The 15,545-nt window shown below is 74.2% G+C and carries 15 protein-coding genes; 8 read left to right on the top strand and 7 right to left on the bottom strand.

The annotated features are described in order from the left end of the window. The first annotated feature begins 127 nt into the window (after window positions 1-127). Window positions 128-1,741, top strand: coding sequence for an apolipoprotein N-acyltransferase (lnt, locus tag J7I94_RS35105; protein WP_215173945.1), 1,614 nt, complete (start codon window positions 128-130; stop codon window positions 1,739-1,741). A gap of 67 nt (window positions 1,742-1,808) precedes the next feature. Beyond that, window positions 1,809-2,288 (top strand): NUDIX domain-containing protein, encoded by a 480-nt coding sequence (locus tag J7I94_RS35100; RefSeq protein ID WP_215173943.1) that lies wholly within the window; start codon window positions 1,809-1,811, stop codon window positions 2,286-2,288. Window positions 2,289-2,301: 13 nt separating this feature from the next. Here the strand turns inward: J7I94_RS35100 and J7I94_RS35095 are convergent, their stop codons facing one another. Genes J7I94_RS35095 through J7I94_RS35085 form a run of 3 tightly spaced genes read right to left on the bottom strand, consistent with a single transcriptional unit; the run spans window position 2,302 to window position 4,561 of the window. Beyond that, window positions 2,302-3,159 carry a biotin-dependent carboxyltransferase family protein gene (locus tag J7I94_RS35095; protein WP_215173941.1) on the bottom strand — a complete coding sequence of 286 codons (858 nt, stop codon included), beginning with the start codon at window positions 3,157-3,159 and terminating at the stop codon, window positions 2,302-2,304. Next, entirely contained in the window at window positions 3,156-3,812 is a 657-nt protein-coding gene (locus J7I94_RS35090; protein ID WP_215173939.1) for an allophanate hydrolase subunit 1, read from the bottom strand. Before J7I94_RS35090 ends, J7I94_RS35095 begins: the two co-directional genes overlap by 4 nt. Next, window positions 3,809-4,561, bottom strand: a complete 753-nt coding sequence (locus tag J7I94_RS35085; RefSeq protein ID WP_215173937.1) for a LamB/YcsF family protein — start codon at window positions 4,559-4,561, stop codon at window positions 3,809-3,811. Before J7I94_RS35085 ends, J7I94_RS35090 begins: the two co-directional genes overlap by 4 nt. A 234-nt stretch (window positions 4,562-4,795) precedes the next feature. On the opposite strand from J7I94_RS35085, the gene J7I94_RS35080 reads away from it, so the two are divergent. The 5 genes from J7I94_RS35080 to J7I94_RS35060 all read left to right on the top strand — a co-directional run bounded on the left by J7I94_RS35080 (window position 4,796) and on the right by J7I94_RS35060 (window position 9,014). After that, on the top strand, window positions 4,796-5,515 hold the full coding sequence (locus J7I94_RS35080) for a DUF969 domain-containing protein (RefSeq protein WP_215173935.1): 720 nt from the start codon (window positions 4,796-4,798) through the stop codon (window positions 5,513-5,515). Next, window positions 5,512-6,486: a DUF979 domain-containing protein gene (locus J7I94_RS35075; protein ID WP_215173933.1), complete on the top strand. Its 975-nt coding sequence runs from the start codon at window positions 5,512-5,514 to the stop codon at window positions 6,484-6,486. The genes J7I94_RS35080 and J7I94_RS35075 overlap by 4 nt, the downstream gene beginning before the upstream one ends. Window positions 6,487-6,533: 47 nt before the next feature. Then, a complete protein-coding gene (gene pcp / locus J7I94_RS35070; protein WP_215173931.1) occupies window positions 6,534-7,184 on the top strand; it encodes a pyroglutamyl-peptidase I in 651 nt (216 codons plus the stop codon). Continuing rightward, window positions 7,184-8,197, top strand: a complete 1,014-nt coding sequence (locus J7I94_RS35065) for a DUF2891 domain-containing protein (protein ID WP_215173928.1) — start codon at window positions 7,184-7,186, stop codon at window positions 8,195-8,197. The genes pcp and J7I94_RS35065 overlap by 1 nt, the downstream gene beginning before the upstream one ends. Window positions 8,198-8,339: 142 nt before the next feature. After that, complete coding sequence (locus J7I94_RS35060) at window positions 8,340-9,014, top strand: cyclopropane-fatty-acyl-phospholipid synthase family protein (protein WP_215173926.1); 675 nt, start codon at window positions 8,340-8,342, stop codon at window positions 9,012-9,014. Here J7I94_RS35060 and J7I94_RS35055 read toward each other — a convergent pair. Genes J7I94_RS35055 through J7I94_RS35040 form a run of 4 tightly spaced genes read right to left on the bottom strand, consistent with a single transcriptional unit; the run spans window position 8,974 to window position 13,839 of the window. After that, window positions 8,974-10,455: an ABC transporter ATP-binding protein gene (locus J7I94_RS35055; protein ID WP_215173924.1), complete on the bottom strand. Its 1,482-nt coding sequence runs from the start codon at window positions 10,453-10,455 to the stop codon at window positions 8,974-8,976. The two genes, J7I94_RS35060 and J7I94_RS35055, sit on opposite strands and share 41 nt — an antisense overlap. A gap of 8 nt (window positions 10,456-10,463) precedes the next feature. Then, window positions 10,464-11,324 (bottom strand): ABC transporter permease, encoded by an 861-nt coding sequence (locus J7I94_RS35050; protein WP_215173923.1) that lies wholly within the window; start codon window positions 11,322-11,324, stop codon window positions 10,464-10,466. Then, window positions 11,321-12,271: an ABC transporter permease gene (locus J7I94_RS35045; RefSeq protein ID WP_215173922.1), complete on the bottom strand. Its 951-nt coding sequence runs from the start codon at window positions 12,269-12,271 to the stop codon at window positions 11,321-11,323. The genes J7I94_RS35050 and J7I94_RS35045 overlap by 4 nt, the downstream gene beginning before the upstream one ends. After that, window positions 12,268-13,839, bottom strand: coding sequence for an ABC transporter substrate-binding protein (locus tag J7I94_RS35040; protein ID WP_215173921.1), 1,572 nt, complete (start codon window positions 13,837-13,839; stop codon window positions 12,268-12,270). The genes J7I94_RS35045 and J7I94_RS35040 overlap by 4 nt, the downstream gene beginning before the upstream one ends. A gap of 195 nt (window positions 13,840-14,034) precedes the next feature. Here J7I94_RS35040 and J7I94_RS35035 point away from each other — a divergent pair, with 195 nt between their 5' ends. Further along, window positions 14,035-15,540 carry a Y4yA family PLP-dependent enzyme gene (locus tag J7I94_RS35035; protein ID WP_215173920.1) on the top strand — a complete coding sequence of 502 codons (1,506 nt, stop codon included), beginning with the start codon at window positions 14,035-14,037 and terminating at the stop codon, window positions 15,538-15,540. The last annotated feature ends 5 nt before the right edge of the window (window positions 15,541-15,545 follow it).

Genomic DNA, 15,545 nt, shown 5'->3' with positions numbered 1-15,545 from the left:
GCTGTACGGACGGGCTTCGGTCGCGGCCCCCGGCACCGCGCGCTGAACGGACCGTCTCCGGCCGCAGAGGCCCCCGCACCGAGGTGGTGCCCGAGGCGGTCCCAGGTCACCCGCGTACACTCCCGGGGTGACCGTCACCGCACCCTCCGTCGCCGGGCCGGACCGGCCGGACCCGCGGACCGCGCCCGCCTCGCGCGCCGCGCGCCTCGGCCGCCGTCTCCTCCCCGCCGCCGCGGCCGCCCTGGCCGGCGTCCTGCTCTACGCCAGCTTCCCGCCGCGCACCCTGTGGTGGCTGGCCCTGCCCGCCTTCGCGGTCCTCGGCCTGGTGCTGCGCGGGCGCGGCTGGAAGGCGGGCCTGGGCCTCGGCTACCTCTTCGGCCTCGGCTTCCTGCTGCCGCTGCTGGTGTGGACCGGCGTGGAGGTCGGCCCGGGACCCTGGCTGGCGCTGGCCGCGATCGAGGCGCTCTTCGTCGCGCTGGTCGGCGCGGGCGTCGCCGCCGTCTCCAGGCTGCCCGCCTGGCCGGTGTGGGCGGCGGCGCTGTGGACGGCCGGCGAGGCGGCACGCGCGCGTGTGCCGTTCGAGGGCTTCCCCTGGGGCAAGATCGCCTTCGGGCAGGCGGACGGCGTCTTCCTCCCGCTCGCCGCGGTGGGCGGCACCCCGGTGCTCGGCTTCGCGGTCGTCCTGTGCGGCTTCGGCCTGTACGAGGCGCTGCGGCTGGCCGTGACCGCCCGGCGCACCCGGACCGTACGCAAGGGCGCGGCCGTCGCCGCCCTGCTGAGCGTCGCCGTCCCCGTCGTGGCCGCCCTCGCCGCCCGGCCACTGGTCAGCGACGACGCGGAGGACGGCACCACCACCGTCGCCGTCGTCCAGGGCAACGTGCCCCGCGCGGGGCTCGCCTTCAACGCCCAGCGCCGCGCGGTGCTCGACTACCACGCGCGCGAGACCGAGCGCCTGGCCGCCGAGGTGGCGGCGGGCAAGGTGGACCAGCCCGACATCGTGCTGTGGCCGGAGAACTCCTCCGACATCGACCCGTTCGCCAACCCCGACGCCTACGAGGTCATCGACGCCGCCGCCAAGGCGATCGAGGCGCCCATCTCGGTCGGCGGCGTGGTGAAGCGCGACGGCAGGCTCTACAACGAGCAGATCCTGTGGGACCCCGACAAGGGCCCCGTCGACACCTACGACAAGCGGCAGATCCAGCCCTTCGGCGAGTACCTGCCCCTGCGCTCCCTCATCGGCGCCATCAACAGCGACTGGACGTCCATGGTCAGCCAGGACTTCAGCCGCGGCAGCGAACCCGGCGTCTTCACCATGACCGGCACCCGCGTCGGCCTCGTCACCTGCTACGAGGCCGCCTTCGACTGGGCCGTGCGCTCCGAGGTCACCGACGGCGCCCAGCTGATCTCCGTCCCCAGCAACAACGCGACGTTCGACCGCAGCGAGATGACCTACCAGCAGCTCGCCATGTCCCGGGTCCGCGCCGTCGAGCACAGCCGGACCGTCACCGTGCCGGTGACCAGCGGGGTCAGCGCGATCATCATGCCGGACGGCCGGGTCACCCAGCGCACCGGCATGTTCGTCGCCGGCTCCCTGGTCCAGGAGGTGCCGCTCCGCTCCTCCGAGACGCCCGCCACCAAGCTGGGCGTGCTCCCCGAAGTCCTGCTCGTCCTCGTCGCGGCGGGCGGACCGGGCTGGGCGGTCGCCGCCGGCGTGCGCGGGCGACGCGCCGGTGACGTGTAACCGTACGCCCGTCGCACGCCCTGCCAGCCGGCGAGTCGGGAGGCCGGTGCCCGTTAGGGTCGGACGCATGGCTACTCCCGACTTCATCCGCACCCTCCGCGCCACCGCCGGGAACCAGTTGCTCTGGCTGCCCGGCGTCACCGCCCTGGTCTTCGACGACGACGGCCGGGTGCTGCTGAACCGCAGGTCCGACACCCGGCGCTGGTCCGTGATCGGCGGCATCCCGGAGCCCGGGGAGCAGCCCGCCGCCTGCGCCGTGCGCGAGGTGTGGGAGGAGACCGCCGTGCGGTGCGCCGTCGAGCGGGTGGTCCTGGTGCAGGCGCTGGACCCGGTGACGTACGAGAACGGTGACGTCTGCCAGTACATGGACATCACCTTCCGCTGCCGCGCCCTCGGCGGCGAGGCCCAGGTCAACGACGACGAGTCCCTCGACGTCGCCTGGTTCGCGGTGGACGCCCTGCCGGAGATCGGTGAGTTCGGCCGGTTCCGGATCAAGCAGGCCCTGGCGGAGGCGCCCACCTGGTTCGAGCCCCCGGCCGCCGGCTGAGGCGCGCGGCGCGTCAGCCGAGGACGAAGCGGACCGGTGTGCCGGCCGTCGCCTGGGCCGCCGCGGCGAGGGCGGCTTCCGTGACGACCGCGATCACCGGATAGCCGCCCGTCGTCGGATGGTCGTGCAGGAAGACCACGGGGCGGCCGTCCGGCGGGACCTGGACGGCGCCGAGGACCATGCCCTCGCTGGGCAGCTCACCCGTCGACGCCCGCTCCAGCGCCGGTCCCTCGGTGCGCAGGCCGATGCGGTTGCTGTGGGGGGAGACCCGGTAGGCCGCCGAGGTGAAGGTCCGCAGCGCGGCCGGCGTGAACCAGTCGGCGCGGGGGCCGAGGCGTACCGGAAGGACCAGTTCGGCGGGCGGGGCCGGCCACGGGACGGCCACCGGGATCGCCGCCCGTCCCGTGGGGGCGGCCAGCGGGAGGACGTCCCCGTCGCGCAGGGGCGCCGGGCCGAGCCCGGAGAGCAGGTCGGTGGAGCGGCTGCCGAGAACGGGTTCGACGGCGACACCGCCGCCGAGGGCCACGTACGAGCGCACGCCCGCCGTCACCGGCCCCACGTCCAGCACGGCGCCCGCCGGCACCCGCACCGGGGCGCCCCAGGCCACCGGCCGTCCGGCCACCGTCACCGGGCAGGGCGCGCCGCCGACCACGACGGTGACGGCGCGGTCGGGCCGCAGGGCACAGCCCGTCAGGGTGGTCTCCAGGACCGCGGCGTCGGGATCGTTGCCGAGCAGCCGGTTGGCCAGCCGCATCGCGGGCGCGTCCAGCGCTCCGGAGCGGGGCACGCCCAGGTGGGCGTGGCCGCGTCGGCCCGCGTCCTGGACGGTGGTGAGGGCACCGGCCCGTACGGTGGTCAGCTTGCCGGTCATGCCGTGTCCTCCGCCGTCACGAAGCGCACCCGGGTCCCCGGGGTGAGCAGCGCCGCCCGCTCCCTCGCCGGGTCCCACAGGGGACCGGGGTCCGGCATGGTGCCGATCAGCTGCCAGCCGCCCGGGGTGGCGCGCGGGTAGACCGCGCTGTAGGGGCCGGCCAGCGCGACCGCTCCGGCGGGCACGCGGGTGCGTGGCGTGGCGCGGCGGGGGACGTGCAGGTGCGGGGGCAGCCCGGTGAGATAGCCGAAGCCCGGCGCGAAGCCGCAGAACGCGACCCGGTAGGTGAGGGAGGAGTGCAGCGCGGCGACCTCGTCCGGGGCGACTCCCCACAGGTCCGCGACATCGGACAGGTCCGGTCCGTCGTAGCGCACGGCGATCTCCACGAGGTCCCCGTCGTCCGCGGCGCCGGGCGGCAGCTCCCAGCCGGCGACCCGGCGGGCCAGCGCCTCCGGGTTCCGTACGCCGTCCAGCAGCACGGTCCGGGCGCCGGGCACGATCTCCTCCACCGGCGGCAGCGTCCCCGCCGCGCGCCGCCTCAGCAGTTCGGCGTGGAAGGCCGCGGTCCGCTCGGCGTCGGGCAGTTCGACGAGGAGTGCGTGCCGCCCGGCGGGACGGGCCGTGAGCTGCGGCTGGGGCGCATCCGGTGTCATGCGAACGGCCTGACCTCGACCCCGGCAGCCACCAGCTCCGTACGCACCCGCGCCGCGATCCGGGCCGCGCCGGGGGTGTCGCCGTGCACGCACAGGGAGCGGGCGGCGACCGTGACGGTGGTGCCGTCGACGGCCTCGACCGTGCCGTCCACCGCGAACGCCAGCGCGCGGCGTACCACCGCGTCCTCGTCGGTCACCACGGAGTTCGCCTCGCGGCGCGGGACGAGGGTGCCCTCGGGGGTGTAGGCGCGGTCCGCGAAGGCCTCGGGCACGCCGGTGAGACCGGCCTCCCCGGCGGCGGCGAGCAGCCGCGACCCCGGCAGACCGAGCACGGGCAGGTCCCCGCCCGCGAGCCGCACGCCCGCCACCACGGCGTGGGCCTGCCCGTCGTCGCGCACGGTGCGGTTGTAGAGGGCGCCGTGCGGCTTGACGTAGACCACGTCGGTCCCGGCGGCGCGGGCGAAGACCCGGAGCGCGCCGATCTGGTAGGCGACCTCGGCCGCGAGTTCGTCGGCGGGCACGTCCATCGCGCGCCGCCCGAAGCCGGCCAGGTCGCGGTAGGACACCTGGGCGCCGATCCGCACCCCGCGCTCGGCGGCGAGGTCGCAGACGCGCCGCATCACCGAGGGGTCGCCCGCGTGGAAACCGCAGGCGACATTGGCACTGGTGACGACGGAGAGCAGGGCGTCGTCGTCGGTGAGGGTCCAGCGGCCGAAGCCTTCGCCGAGGTCTGCGTTGAGGTCGATCACCTCTTGAACGTAATGGATCGTTGAACGATTCGACAAGAGTTCCACGGGTGTCTTCGGCGGACTCCGCGTCTTCGGGGACCATCCGGTGATCTTCGACCGGGGGAAAGTCACCCCTTGTTAGATCGTTGAACGATCGTCTAGGGTCCGTGCATCCGCCATGCATCCGGAACGATGCGGTCCGCTTACCGCTCCCGGGTCCGTGCTCTGCCCCCGAAGCCTGAAGAAGGCCACCGAATGATCGTGCTTCTCGGTGTGGTCGTGGTGATCCTCGGATTCGTCACGCGCCGCAATCCCGTCCTCGTGGTGGGCGTCGCCGGTATCGTCACCGGACTGCTCGGCAGGATGGACCCGCTGGAGGTCCTCGCGGCCTTCGGCCGGTCCTTCGCCGACAGCCGCTCGGTCACCGTCTACGCCATCGTGCTCCCGGTGATCGGCCTGCTGGAACGCTACGGCCTGCGCGAACAGGCCCGTCACCTCATCGGCCGCCTCGGCCGGCTCAGCGCCGGCCGGTTCCTCACCGTCTACCTGCTGGTCCGCCAGGTCACCGCGGCCTTCGGCCTGAACAGCATCGGCGGCCCGGCGCAGACCGTGCGGCCCCTGGTGGCGCCCATGGCCGAGGCCGCCGCCGAGCGCACCACGGGCGCGAAGCTGCCCGACCGGCTGCGCGAGAAGGTGCGCTCCTACTCCGCGTCCGCCGACACCGTGGGCGTCTTCTTCGGCGAGGACTGCTTCATCGCGATCGGCTCCATCCTGCTGATCACCGGCTTCGTGAACTCCACGTACCACCAGGAGATCGAACCGACCCAGCTGGCCCTGTGGGCCATTCCGCTCGCCGTCTGCGCCTTCCTCATCCACGGCGCCCGGCTGCTGCTCATGGACAAGCAGCTCGAACGCGAGATGGCACTCGCCGCCGCCGAGCACGACCTGCCGCTTCCCGAGGGGGCCGACAAGTGATCAAAGTCGAATGGCTCTACTGGCTGATCGGGCTCGTCTTCGTCGTCATGGCCGTGCAGATGGCCATGGACCGCACCAACCCCAAGCGGTGGACGTCCGCCGCGTTCTGGGGCCTGCTCGGGCTCACCTTCCCCTACGGGACCGGCGTGGCCAACGCGACGGCGGAGAACGGCGGCTGGACCCTGCCCGCCGAACCGCTCGGCGTCGCCGTCCTCGCCCTGATCGTCCTCGCCGGGTTCAACTTCCTCGGCAAGGGCGTCCCGGTCACCACCACCGGCGAGCAGCGCGAGGCGTCCGCCGCCCGGCTCGGCAACAAGATCTTCATCCCCGCCCTGACCATCCCGCTCGTCGCCATCGTCTGCGCCTCCGTGCTCGACGAGTCCGGCCTGTTCGAGTCGGGCAAGGCCACCCTGCTGGGACTGGGCCTCGGCTGCATGGCCGCCCTCGTCGTCGGCATGCTGGTCACCGGCGAGAAGAAGGTCTCCGTCCCGGTCCACTCCGGCCGCTCCATGCTGGAGGCGATGGGCTCCGCCCTGCTGCTGCCCCAGCTCCTGGCCGTACTCGGCTCGATCTTCGCCGCCGCCGGGGTCGGCGACCAGGTCGGCGACATCATGAACAGGGTCCTCCCCGACGACTCCAGGTACCTCGCGGTGCTCGCGTACTGCGTCGGCATGTTCCTGTTCACCGTGATCATGGGCAACGCCTTCGCCGCGTTCCCCGTGATGACCGCCGCGATCGGCTGGCCGGTGCTCATCCAGCAGATGCACGGCAACGAACCCGCCGTCCTCGCGATCGGCATGCTCGCCGGGTTCGCCGGCACGCTCTGCACACCGATGGCCGCCAACTTCAACATCGTCCCGGCCACCCTGCTCGAACTGAAGGACCAGTACGGACCGATCAAGGCCCAGCTCCCCACGGGCGTCGCGCTGCTCGGCTGCTGCACCGTGATCATGGCGGTCTTCGCCTTCTGAGCCGCCACCGTGAGGAACCTCCTGAGCCACCCCCTTAAGGAAGTGTCGTGACCCGCGTCCTCATCACCGGTTTCGCCCCCTTCGACGGCGAGCGCGTGAACCCGTCCTGGCAGGCGGCGTCCCTGGTCGCCGCCGAACCGCCCGCCGGACTCACCGTCACCGCCACCGAACTCCCCTGCGCCTTCGGCGACTCCCTCGACGCCCTGCGCGAGGCCGTCCGCACCGTCGGACCCGACCTGGTGCTCTGCCTCGGCCAGGCCGGCGGGCGTCCCGGCGTCACCGTCGAACGCGTCGGCATCAACGTCGACGACGCCCGCATCCCCGACAACAAGGGACGGCAGCCCGTCGACGAACCGGTGGTCCCGGACGGCCCCGCCGCCTACTTCTCCACCCTCCCCGTCAAGGCCTGCGTCGCCGCGATGCGCGAGGCCGGCGTCCCCGCCGCCGTCTCCCACACGGCCGGCACCTTCGTCTGCAACCACGTCGCCTACGGCCTCGGCCACCTCATCGCCACCGAGTTCCCGCACATCCGGGGCGGCTTCGTGCACGTCCCCTGGGCGCCGGAACAGGTCACCGACGGCCAGGCACCGGCCCTGCCGCCCGCCACCGTCGCCCACGGTCTGCGGGCCCTGCTGACCGCCGCCGCCCGCACCCCGGCCGGCCAGGACCTGAAGGTCACCGAGGGAGCCACCCACTGATGCCGCTCAGCACCCACGCCGCGCCCTTCGCCCGGCTCGCCCTGGCCAACATCACCCGCGAGTACCCCAACTTCCCGGCCCACCTGATCACCTCCGCCGACGAGCGCGTCGAGCCCCGGACCCTCCACCCGGTGTTCTACGGCGCCTACGACTGGCACTCCTCGGCGCACATGCACTGGCTGCTCGTCCGCCTGCTGCGCCGCTACGGCGACACCCCCGCCCTGCCCGGCACCGCGGCCGCCGTCGACGTACTCGACCGGCACCTCACCCCCGGGAACCTCGCGGTCGAGGCGGCCTACCTCCGCGACCACCCCTCCTTCGAGCGCCCCTACGGCTGGGCCTGGCTGCTGGCGCTCACCGCCGAGTGCCGGGCGTACGGCGGCGCGGCGGGCGCCCGCTGGGCCGAGGCGCTGGCACCGGCCGCGGCGACCGTCGACCGGCTGCTGGCCGGCTGGCTGCCCAAGGCCACCTATCCCGTGCGCCACGGCAACCACCCCAACAGCGCCTTCGCGCTCGGCCTCGCTCTCGACTCGGGTGAACTGTCGGCCACCACCGAACGGGCCGTACGGGAACGCCTGCTGGCCTGGTTCGCCGACGACCACGACGCGCCCGCGCACTGGGAACCGTCGGGACAGGACTTCCTGTCCCCGGCGCTGACCGAGGCCGACGCGATGCGCAGGGTGCTGCCCAGGGAGGAGTTCGCGCCGTGGCTCGACCGGTTCCTGCCCGCGCTGCGCACCGGCGCCCCCTGCCCGCCGCTGGACGTCCCCGTCGTCTCCGACCACGCCGACCCGCAGATCGGCCACCTGCTCGGGCTGACCCTCAGCCGGGCGGCGGCGCTTCGCTCCCTCGCCGACGCCCTGCCCGGCGGACCGGTCCGCGACCGGCTGGGCGCGGCGGCCGACGCGCACCTCGCGGCGGGCCTGCCGGCGGTGGAGCGCGGCGACTTCACCACCGACCACTGGCTGGCCACCTTCGCCACGCTCGCCCTGGAGCCCGGCACCGACCGCTGAGACCGCACGGGCCGGACTTCTTGCCGAAACGGCAGGAAAGCTGGCCCACGGGCTCGCGCCCCGGCGACAGTGGCCGTCGATCCCGCCCCGCGGAGCACCGCGGACGAGGCGGGCCGAGGCCGAGTCAGAAGGAGCCAGTTCCGTGGCACAGCGATCCCAAGGTCCCACCGCGGCCGACCTCGCCGCCCAGGAGCCCGGAGAGTTCTGGGAGGACCTCTACCGCCGGCGCGCCGACGACCTCGCCGCCTGGGGAGCCCGCGTCAACCCGGTGCTCGCGGAGGTGGCCGGCGCGCTGCCCGCCGCTACCGCGCTCGACCTGGCCTGCGGAACGGGCGGCGACACCCTGTGGCTCGCCCGGCACGGCTGGCGGGTCACGGCGGTCGACATCGCGTCCACCGCCGTGATGCGCGTCGCCGAACGCGCCGTCACCGAGGGCCTGGGCGACCTGGTCACCACGGTCCGCCACGACCTGGCCCGGACCTTCCCGGCCGGGAGCTTCGACCTGGTGTCGGCCCAGTACTTCCACACCCCCTACGACCTGCCCCGCGGGCCGATCCTGCGCACCGCCGCCCAGGCGCTGCGCCCGGGCGGACGGCTGCTCGTCGTCGACCACGCGTCCATCGCGCCCTGGTCCTGGAACCAGGACCCGGACACGCGCTTCCCCTCGCCCCAGGAGGTGTACGACGGCATGGGCCTGCCGTCCGCCGGCTGGACCGTGGAGCGGGCCGACGCCCCGCGCCGCACGGCCACCGGGCCGGACGGGCGGACCGCCACGGTCACCGACCACGTCCTCCTGGTCCGCCGGACGGAAGGCTGAGGGCGCCGACCGGGCGCAGTGCGCCGTCCGCCAGTACCGTGACGTCGTCGGCCACCTGGCGCACCACCCGTGGATCGTGCGTGATGACCAGCAGGCCCAGTGACTGCTTCTCGCACAGGTCGCGCACGAGGTCCAGGACGGCCGCCTGCGTCACCGAGTCCAGTGCCGAGGTCATCTCGTCGCACAGCAGGACGCGCGGGCCGGCCGCCAGCGCCCGCGCCAGCGCGACGCGTTGCCGCTGACCGCCGGAGAGCCCGCCGGGCAGCCGCCGGGCGTGCTCGGCGGGCAGCCGGACCAGGGACAGCAGCCGTTCGACCTCTTCGTCGATCTCGTGCGGGTCGCGCAGGCCCCGCAGGACCCGCAGCGGACGCGCGAGGGCGGCGTGCACGGTCTGGAGGGGGTGCAGTGTCTCCGCCGGGCTCTGCGGTACGAGCTGGATCGCCGCGCGGTCGGCGACCTGCCGCTTGTGCGCCTGGCCCGGCAGCGGGCGTCCGTCGAGCAGGACCGCTCCGCCGGCGGGCGGGTGGAGTCCGGCCAGACAGCGGGCCAGCGTCGTCTTGCCGCTGCCGGAGGCGCCGGTGACGGCCAGGCACTGCCCCGGGCGCACGGCGAGGCCGACGTCCTCCAGCACGCGCCGGGTGCCGCGGTCCGCCGTGAGCCCTTCGACGCGCAGGACCGGTGGCGTCCCGCCGGGCTCCGGGGCCGGCCGGCCGCTCGTCGCCGGGGCCGCCGCGTCGACGAGCGCCGTCGCCGCCCGCGAGACGGGGGCGGTCAGGACGCGGTCCGCCGCGGCGTCCTCCACGATCCGGCCGTCGTCCAGGACCACGACCCGGTCGACCAGCCCCTCGACCGACGACAGGTCGTGGGTGATCCACAGCAGGCCCACCCCGGAGGCACGGACCCGGTCGAGTTCGGCGCGGACCTCCTCCTTCGCCACCGGATCGAGGGCGGAGGTGGGTTCGTCGAGCACCAGCAGCCGGGGGCCGCGCGCGAGGGCGGCGGCCAGGGCGGCCCGTTGCTGCTGGCCGCCGGAGAGTTCGGCGGGCCGGCGGCCGGCGAGCGAGGCGGGCAGCCCGACGCGGTGCAGCAGGGCCTCGATCTCCCGGTCGTCCCGGCTGCCCAGCGCGGTGCGCAGGGTGACCGACAGCCGGCGGTACGGATTGAGCGTCGTACCGGCGTCCTGCCCGAGGTGGGCGACGGTACGGCCGCGCAGCCCGGAGTGCGGCACCGGCAGCGTGTCGTGACCGTCGACGCGGACCCGGCCGCCGCCCAGGGTGATGCCCGGCCGCAGGTGGCCCAGGACGGACAGGGCCAGGGTGGTCTTCCCGGAGCCGGACGCGCCGACCACCGCCAGCGCCTCACCGGCGCCGGCGGCGAGGGACACGCCGCGCAGGACCGGGCCCCGGGCCGACCGCAGCTCCAGGTTCTCGATGGAGAGCATCCGCGCGCTCACTTCTCGCCGTCGGGGCGGGTCAAGGTGTCGGACAGCAGGTTGACGCCCACGGCGAGGACGGCGATCAGGACGAGCGGCGCCAGCAGGGCGTACGGCTGGAGCGCGGCCCCGGGCAGGGCCTCCTGGACGAGGGTGCCCCAGTCGGAGCCGGAGACCCCGACGCCCAGGAAGCCGGCGGCGCTGACCAGGTAGAGGGAGAAGACGAACCGCAGCCCGGCGTCGGCGAGCACCGTGGTGACGACCAGCGGCAGCACCTCGTACCGCAGGACCCAGGGCCACCGTTCGCCCCGGGCGAGGGCCAGCTCGACGTGCGGCCGGCGCAGTACGGGCAGGGCGGCGGCGCGGATGACACGGGCGGACAGCGGGACGCCGGCGGCGCAGGCCGCCAGTACGACGCCGGTCCGGCTGGGCACGGCGGTGAGGACGAGCAGCAGGGCGAGCATGGGCGGCAGCGCGGCCAGGGCGTCCAACGGGCGCATGACGACGCCCTCGGCGGCGGGCCGGCGGTGACCGGCGAAGGCGGCCAGCAGTCCGGCCGCGGTGCCGAGCAGCACGGTCAGCACGGTGGCGCCCGCCGTGGTGAGCAGCACCGACGGCCCGCCGTGCAGCAGACGGGACAGCACGTCGCGGCCGAGGTGGTCGGTGCCCAGCGGATGCCCGGCACCGGGGACCGTGTACGGCGTCGCCACCGTCTCGGTCGCGGAGTGCGGCGCGAGCCACGGCCCGGCCAGACCGACGAGCACGACGGCGCCGACGAGGACGGCCACGGCCACACCGCGACGCCGGTACGGGCCGGGTCCCGGCGACGGTTCCCGCGAGCCGCGGACGCCTCGGGACTGCCGTACGGGGACGGTCATGGGGACCTCGTCCTTCCCACCGCGGTGCCGACGACGTCCGCGGCGATGGTGGCCAGCAGGGTCAGGGCGCCCATGAGCATGGCGAGGGCCTGGACGACCGGCAGGTCACCGGTGCTGACGGAGGAGACCAGCACCTTGCCGATCCCGGGATAGCTGAAGACGACCTCCACCAGGACCGTGCCGCCGAGCAGACCTGCCGCGCCGATCAGCCAGATCTGCGCGGCGGAGGGCAGCACGGCGGGGAGCACCGCCTGCCGCAGGACGGTGCGTTCCGGAATCCCGTTGAGCCGCATCGCCTCCACGTGCGGGGCGCGCAGCGCGACCAGGGTCTGCGCCCGGATCACGCGGGTTGCGTAGGCGAGGCTCACCCACAGCAGACTGAGCACCGGCAGCACCAGGACGTCGGGGTGGGCCAGGGGCGAGTCGCCGGCGGGCACCAGCGAGGTGGCCGGCAGCCAGCCCAGCTGGGCGCCCACCACCAGGGCCAGCGCGCCCGCGACCACGAACTCGGGTACCGCCGTGGTCAGGAGCAGCAGCGTCGACCCGGTGCCGTCGGCCCGGCCGCCGGCCCGCCGGCCGAGCGCGACGCCGAGTGCGAGGGAGAGGGGCACCAGGAGCAGGACGGTCAGCCCGGCCAGGACGGCGGTGTTGCCGAGCCGTCCGGCGAGCATGCCGGAGACGGGGGTGCCGTTGGCCGAGGTGCCGAGGTCGCCGTGGAGCAGACCGCCGGCCCACTCCAGGTACCGCTGGGCCAACGGCTCGTCCAGGCCGAGCCGTTCACGCGCCTCCGCTGCCTGGTCCGGGGTGGCGTTCGGGCCGAGCCGGGCACTGGCGGGGTCGCCGGGCAGCAGGTCGACGCCGATGTACACCACGAGGGACAGGGCGGCCAGCAGCACCGCGGCGGTGACGAGCCGTCCGGCGACGTACCGGACCGTGTCCTTCCTCACGCGGTGAACCCGACCTTGCCCAGCCAGGGGTACTTCGGCGACTCGCGGTTCTCGACGCCCGTCAGCGTCTCCTTCGCCAGGCTCAGGACGTCACCGCGTCCCCAGGCCACCCAGTTCCCCCGGTCCGCCATGACCCGCTGGGCCTTGGCCCACGCCGCGGCCCGTTCGCTGTCGGAGGTGGTGGAGATCGCCGTGGCGACGGCCCCGGTCAGCTCCTCGTCCGGGAAGGCCAGCGTCTCGTAGGCGGCCGAGCGGGTGTACGTGAGTGCCAGGGAGACGGGGCCCAGCGGGAAGGAGATGGCGTCGCACGCCTTCATGCCGGCCGGCTCGTACCCCTCGGTGGTGCTCACCTTGACCAGGGAGGCGTCCAGGCCGAGGCCCTTCAGCTGCTCGACGAACAGCTCCGCCGAGGAGTTCAGCCCCGTCTCGTACTCGGCGGTGCGCACCACGAAGGGCTTGCCCGTCGCGCCCGCCTCCTTCAACAGCTTCTTGGCCGCGGCCACGTCGCGCTCGGGAACGGCGACGTCGTCGAGGTAGTACTCGGCCCCGGCGCCGAACAGGTCGTTGGCGGGCGCCCCGTAGCCGAGGAAGACGGCGTCGACCAGTGCCTTGCGGTCGATGCCCAGCTTGATCGCCCGCCGGACGCGGGGATCGGCGGGCAGGTCGCGGGTGACGTTGAGGACGAAGCCGTACGTTGTGCGCAGGGCCTCGCCCGCGTCCCGGATCTGGAGGCCGGTGCCGGGCGGTCCGGCCTTCGCCGTGGTGAAGGAGATGTCCGAGGCGTAGTCGGCCTGGTCGTCCTTGACCGCGTTGACGCGGGCCTGCGCGTCGTCGACGCTGAGCAGGACGACCTTCTCGGCGTGACCGGCGCCGTCCCAGTAGTCGTCGTGGCGCTCCAGGCGGGTCTCGACGCCCGCCTTGAAGGCGGTCACCCGGTAGGGCCCGGTGCCGGTCGCGGTCTCGGCGGAGAAGGAGGAGGTGCCCCGCTTGATGACGTACAGACCGGCGCCCGCCAGCAGGGTGGCCGGATCGCCGACCGGCTGCACGGTCGGTACGACGACGGTGTGGTCGTCGCGGGCCTCGGCGGCGGCGAGATCCAGGTAGGCCGACAGTTCGCTGGGCGCGATCCGGTCGGGGGAGGCGCGGTACTTCAGCGTGTGCACGACGTCGGCGGCGGTGAACGCGGTCCCGTCGTGCCAGGTCACTCCCTGCCGCAGGGTCAGGGTGCAGGTCTTGGCCTCGCTGTCCACCTCGGCCGCGGTGGCGAGCGACGGCTCGGCCGCGCCGTCGGCGAAGGAGAAGAGGGTGTCGAAGAGGACCGAGTAACGGGCGAGGTCGCAGGGCGAGGTGCCCACGGTGGGGTCGAGCGACTCGGCCGCTCCCGCCCCGGCGAAGGCGAGCCGGACGGTGCCGCCGCGCCGGGGTTCGCCGGTGGGGGCGCCGGTCACGGTGGGGGCCGCGGCCCCGCCGGAGGTGCAGCCGGTGAGCGCGGCGGCGCCGAGCCCGATGAGGGAGAGGACCGTGCGCCGGGTGACGGCAGGGGAACGGAAGGCAGGGCTCTGAGACATGACACTCCGAGAGGACCGGGAAGGACCTCATTCATACATGACAATCATTTTCACTTACAAGGGGTGCCGTGCGAACAGAGCGCCGTGCGGGGCGTGATGGTGGTGACGGGACGCGCGAAACGGTGGCTTAGCGGCGCAACTAAATGGAAACGATGATCGAGAGCGGTTGTCGCGACACGATGCGACGACCGGCTGATGTGGGGAGGGTACTCAGTGAAGGACGCGCCCTTGTACTTGCGGCCGCGGGTGGATCCGCCGCTCGCCGGGCTGCTGGGGGATGTGCCGTTCCTGCACTCACTGGTGGACGCGCTGGGGTCACCGCTGAACGTGCTGCTGCCGGAGGTCGTCGCGGAGAATGCCGAGCGGTTCCGCTCGGTCCACCGGCGCCACCACCTGGCCGGGCGGGTGTACTTCGCGCACAAGGCGAATCGTTCAAGCGCCCTGGTGCGCAGGCTGGCCGCGTGCGACCCGGCCGCGGTCGGGATCGACGTGGCGTCCCTGGAGGAACTGCGGCACGCGGTGAGCTGCGGGTTCACCGGGGACCGGATCATGGCCACCGGTCCGAAGGACGCGGAGTTCCTGTGGCTCGCCGCACGGCTCGGGGCGACGGTGAACCTGGACTCGCCCGGTGAACTGGAGCAACTGGCGGGGATCGTCCGCGCGTACGGCCTGGGCAAGGTCGATGTCCTGGCGCGGCTGTCGGGGTTCGAGGACGGCCACGCCGCCGGTACGCGCCTGCTGTCGCGCCGCAGCCGCTTCGGCACCCCGGTGGGGGAAGCGGACGCGCTGTGGGAGGCGGTGGAGCGGTACGCGGACGCCGTCGAACTGACCGGCGTCGCCTACCACTTGGACACCACCGCGCTGGAGGAGAAGGCCCGGGCCCTGGAGCGGTGCGTGCTGGTGATGGACGAGTGCCGGGCGCGCGGGCTGGCGCCGCGCGCCGTCGACGTCGGCGGCGGATTCGGCGTCGGGTACGTGGACGACGCGGGGGAGTGGGAGCGGTGGACCACCGCGCTGAGCGAGGCGGTCCTCGGCGTCCGTCCGCCGCTCACCTGGCGCGGACATGGCTACGGACTGCGCAACGAGGGCGGTACGGTACGGGGTTCGGCGGCGCTCTACCCCGCTCACCGGCCCGTCGCCGGCCCGGACTACCTGGAGGAGCTGCTCGCCCGCCCCACTCCGGTCCTGGGCCGCTCACCGGCCACGCTGCTGCTGGAGCACCTGCACGACCTGTACGTCGAGCCGGGGCGGGCGCTGGTCGACCAGTGCGGTCTGTCCCTGGCCCGGGTCCTCGACGTACGGCACACCGGCGACGGCCGGCCGCTGGTGCGCCTCGGGATGAACGCCGGGGACGTGAGCCTGGAGGAGCACGGTGTCCTGGTCGACCCGGTGCTGCTGCCCCGCGGCGGACCCGTGACCGAAGCGGACGACGAGCCCGTCGGGGTGCACCTGGTGGGCAATCTGTGCCTGGAGGCCGACCTGATCACCCGTCGCCTGGTCTTCCTGCCCCGGCTGCCGCGCGCCGGGGACCTGCTGGCCTTCGTCAACACCGCCGGGTACGCCATGGACTTCCACGCCCACCGCGCCCAGCGGCAGCCGGTCGCGCGGACGGTGGCGGCCGGGCGCGAGGGAGGGTCCTGGCGCTGGTGCCTGGACGAGGACTACTGGCCGGTCAGTTACCCGCAGGGAGTGCCGTCATGAGGTAC

Origin of the sequence: Streptomyces sp. ISL-12 (assembly GCF_018614415.1) — a bacterium.
Taxonomy (GTDB): Bacteria; Actinomycetota; Actinomycetes; order Streptomycetales; family Streptomycetaceae; genus Streptomyces.
Note: the sequence above shows the minus strand (reverse complement) of the source record. Positions and strands in the feature narration are given on the sequence as shown.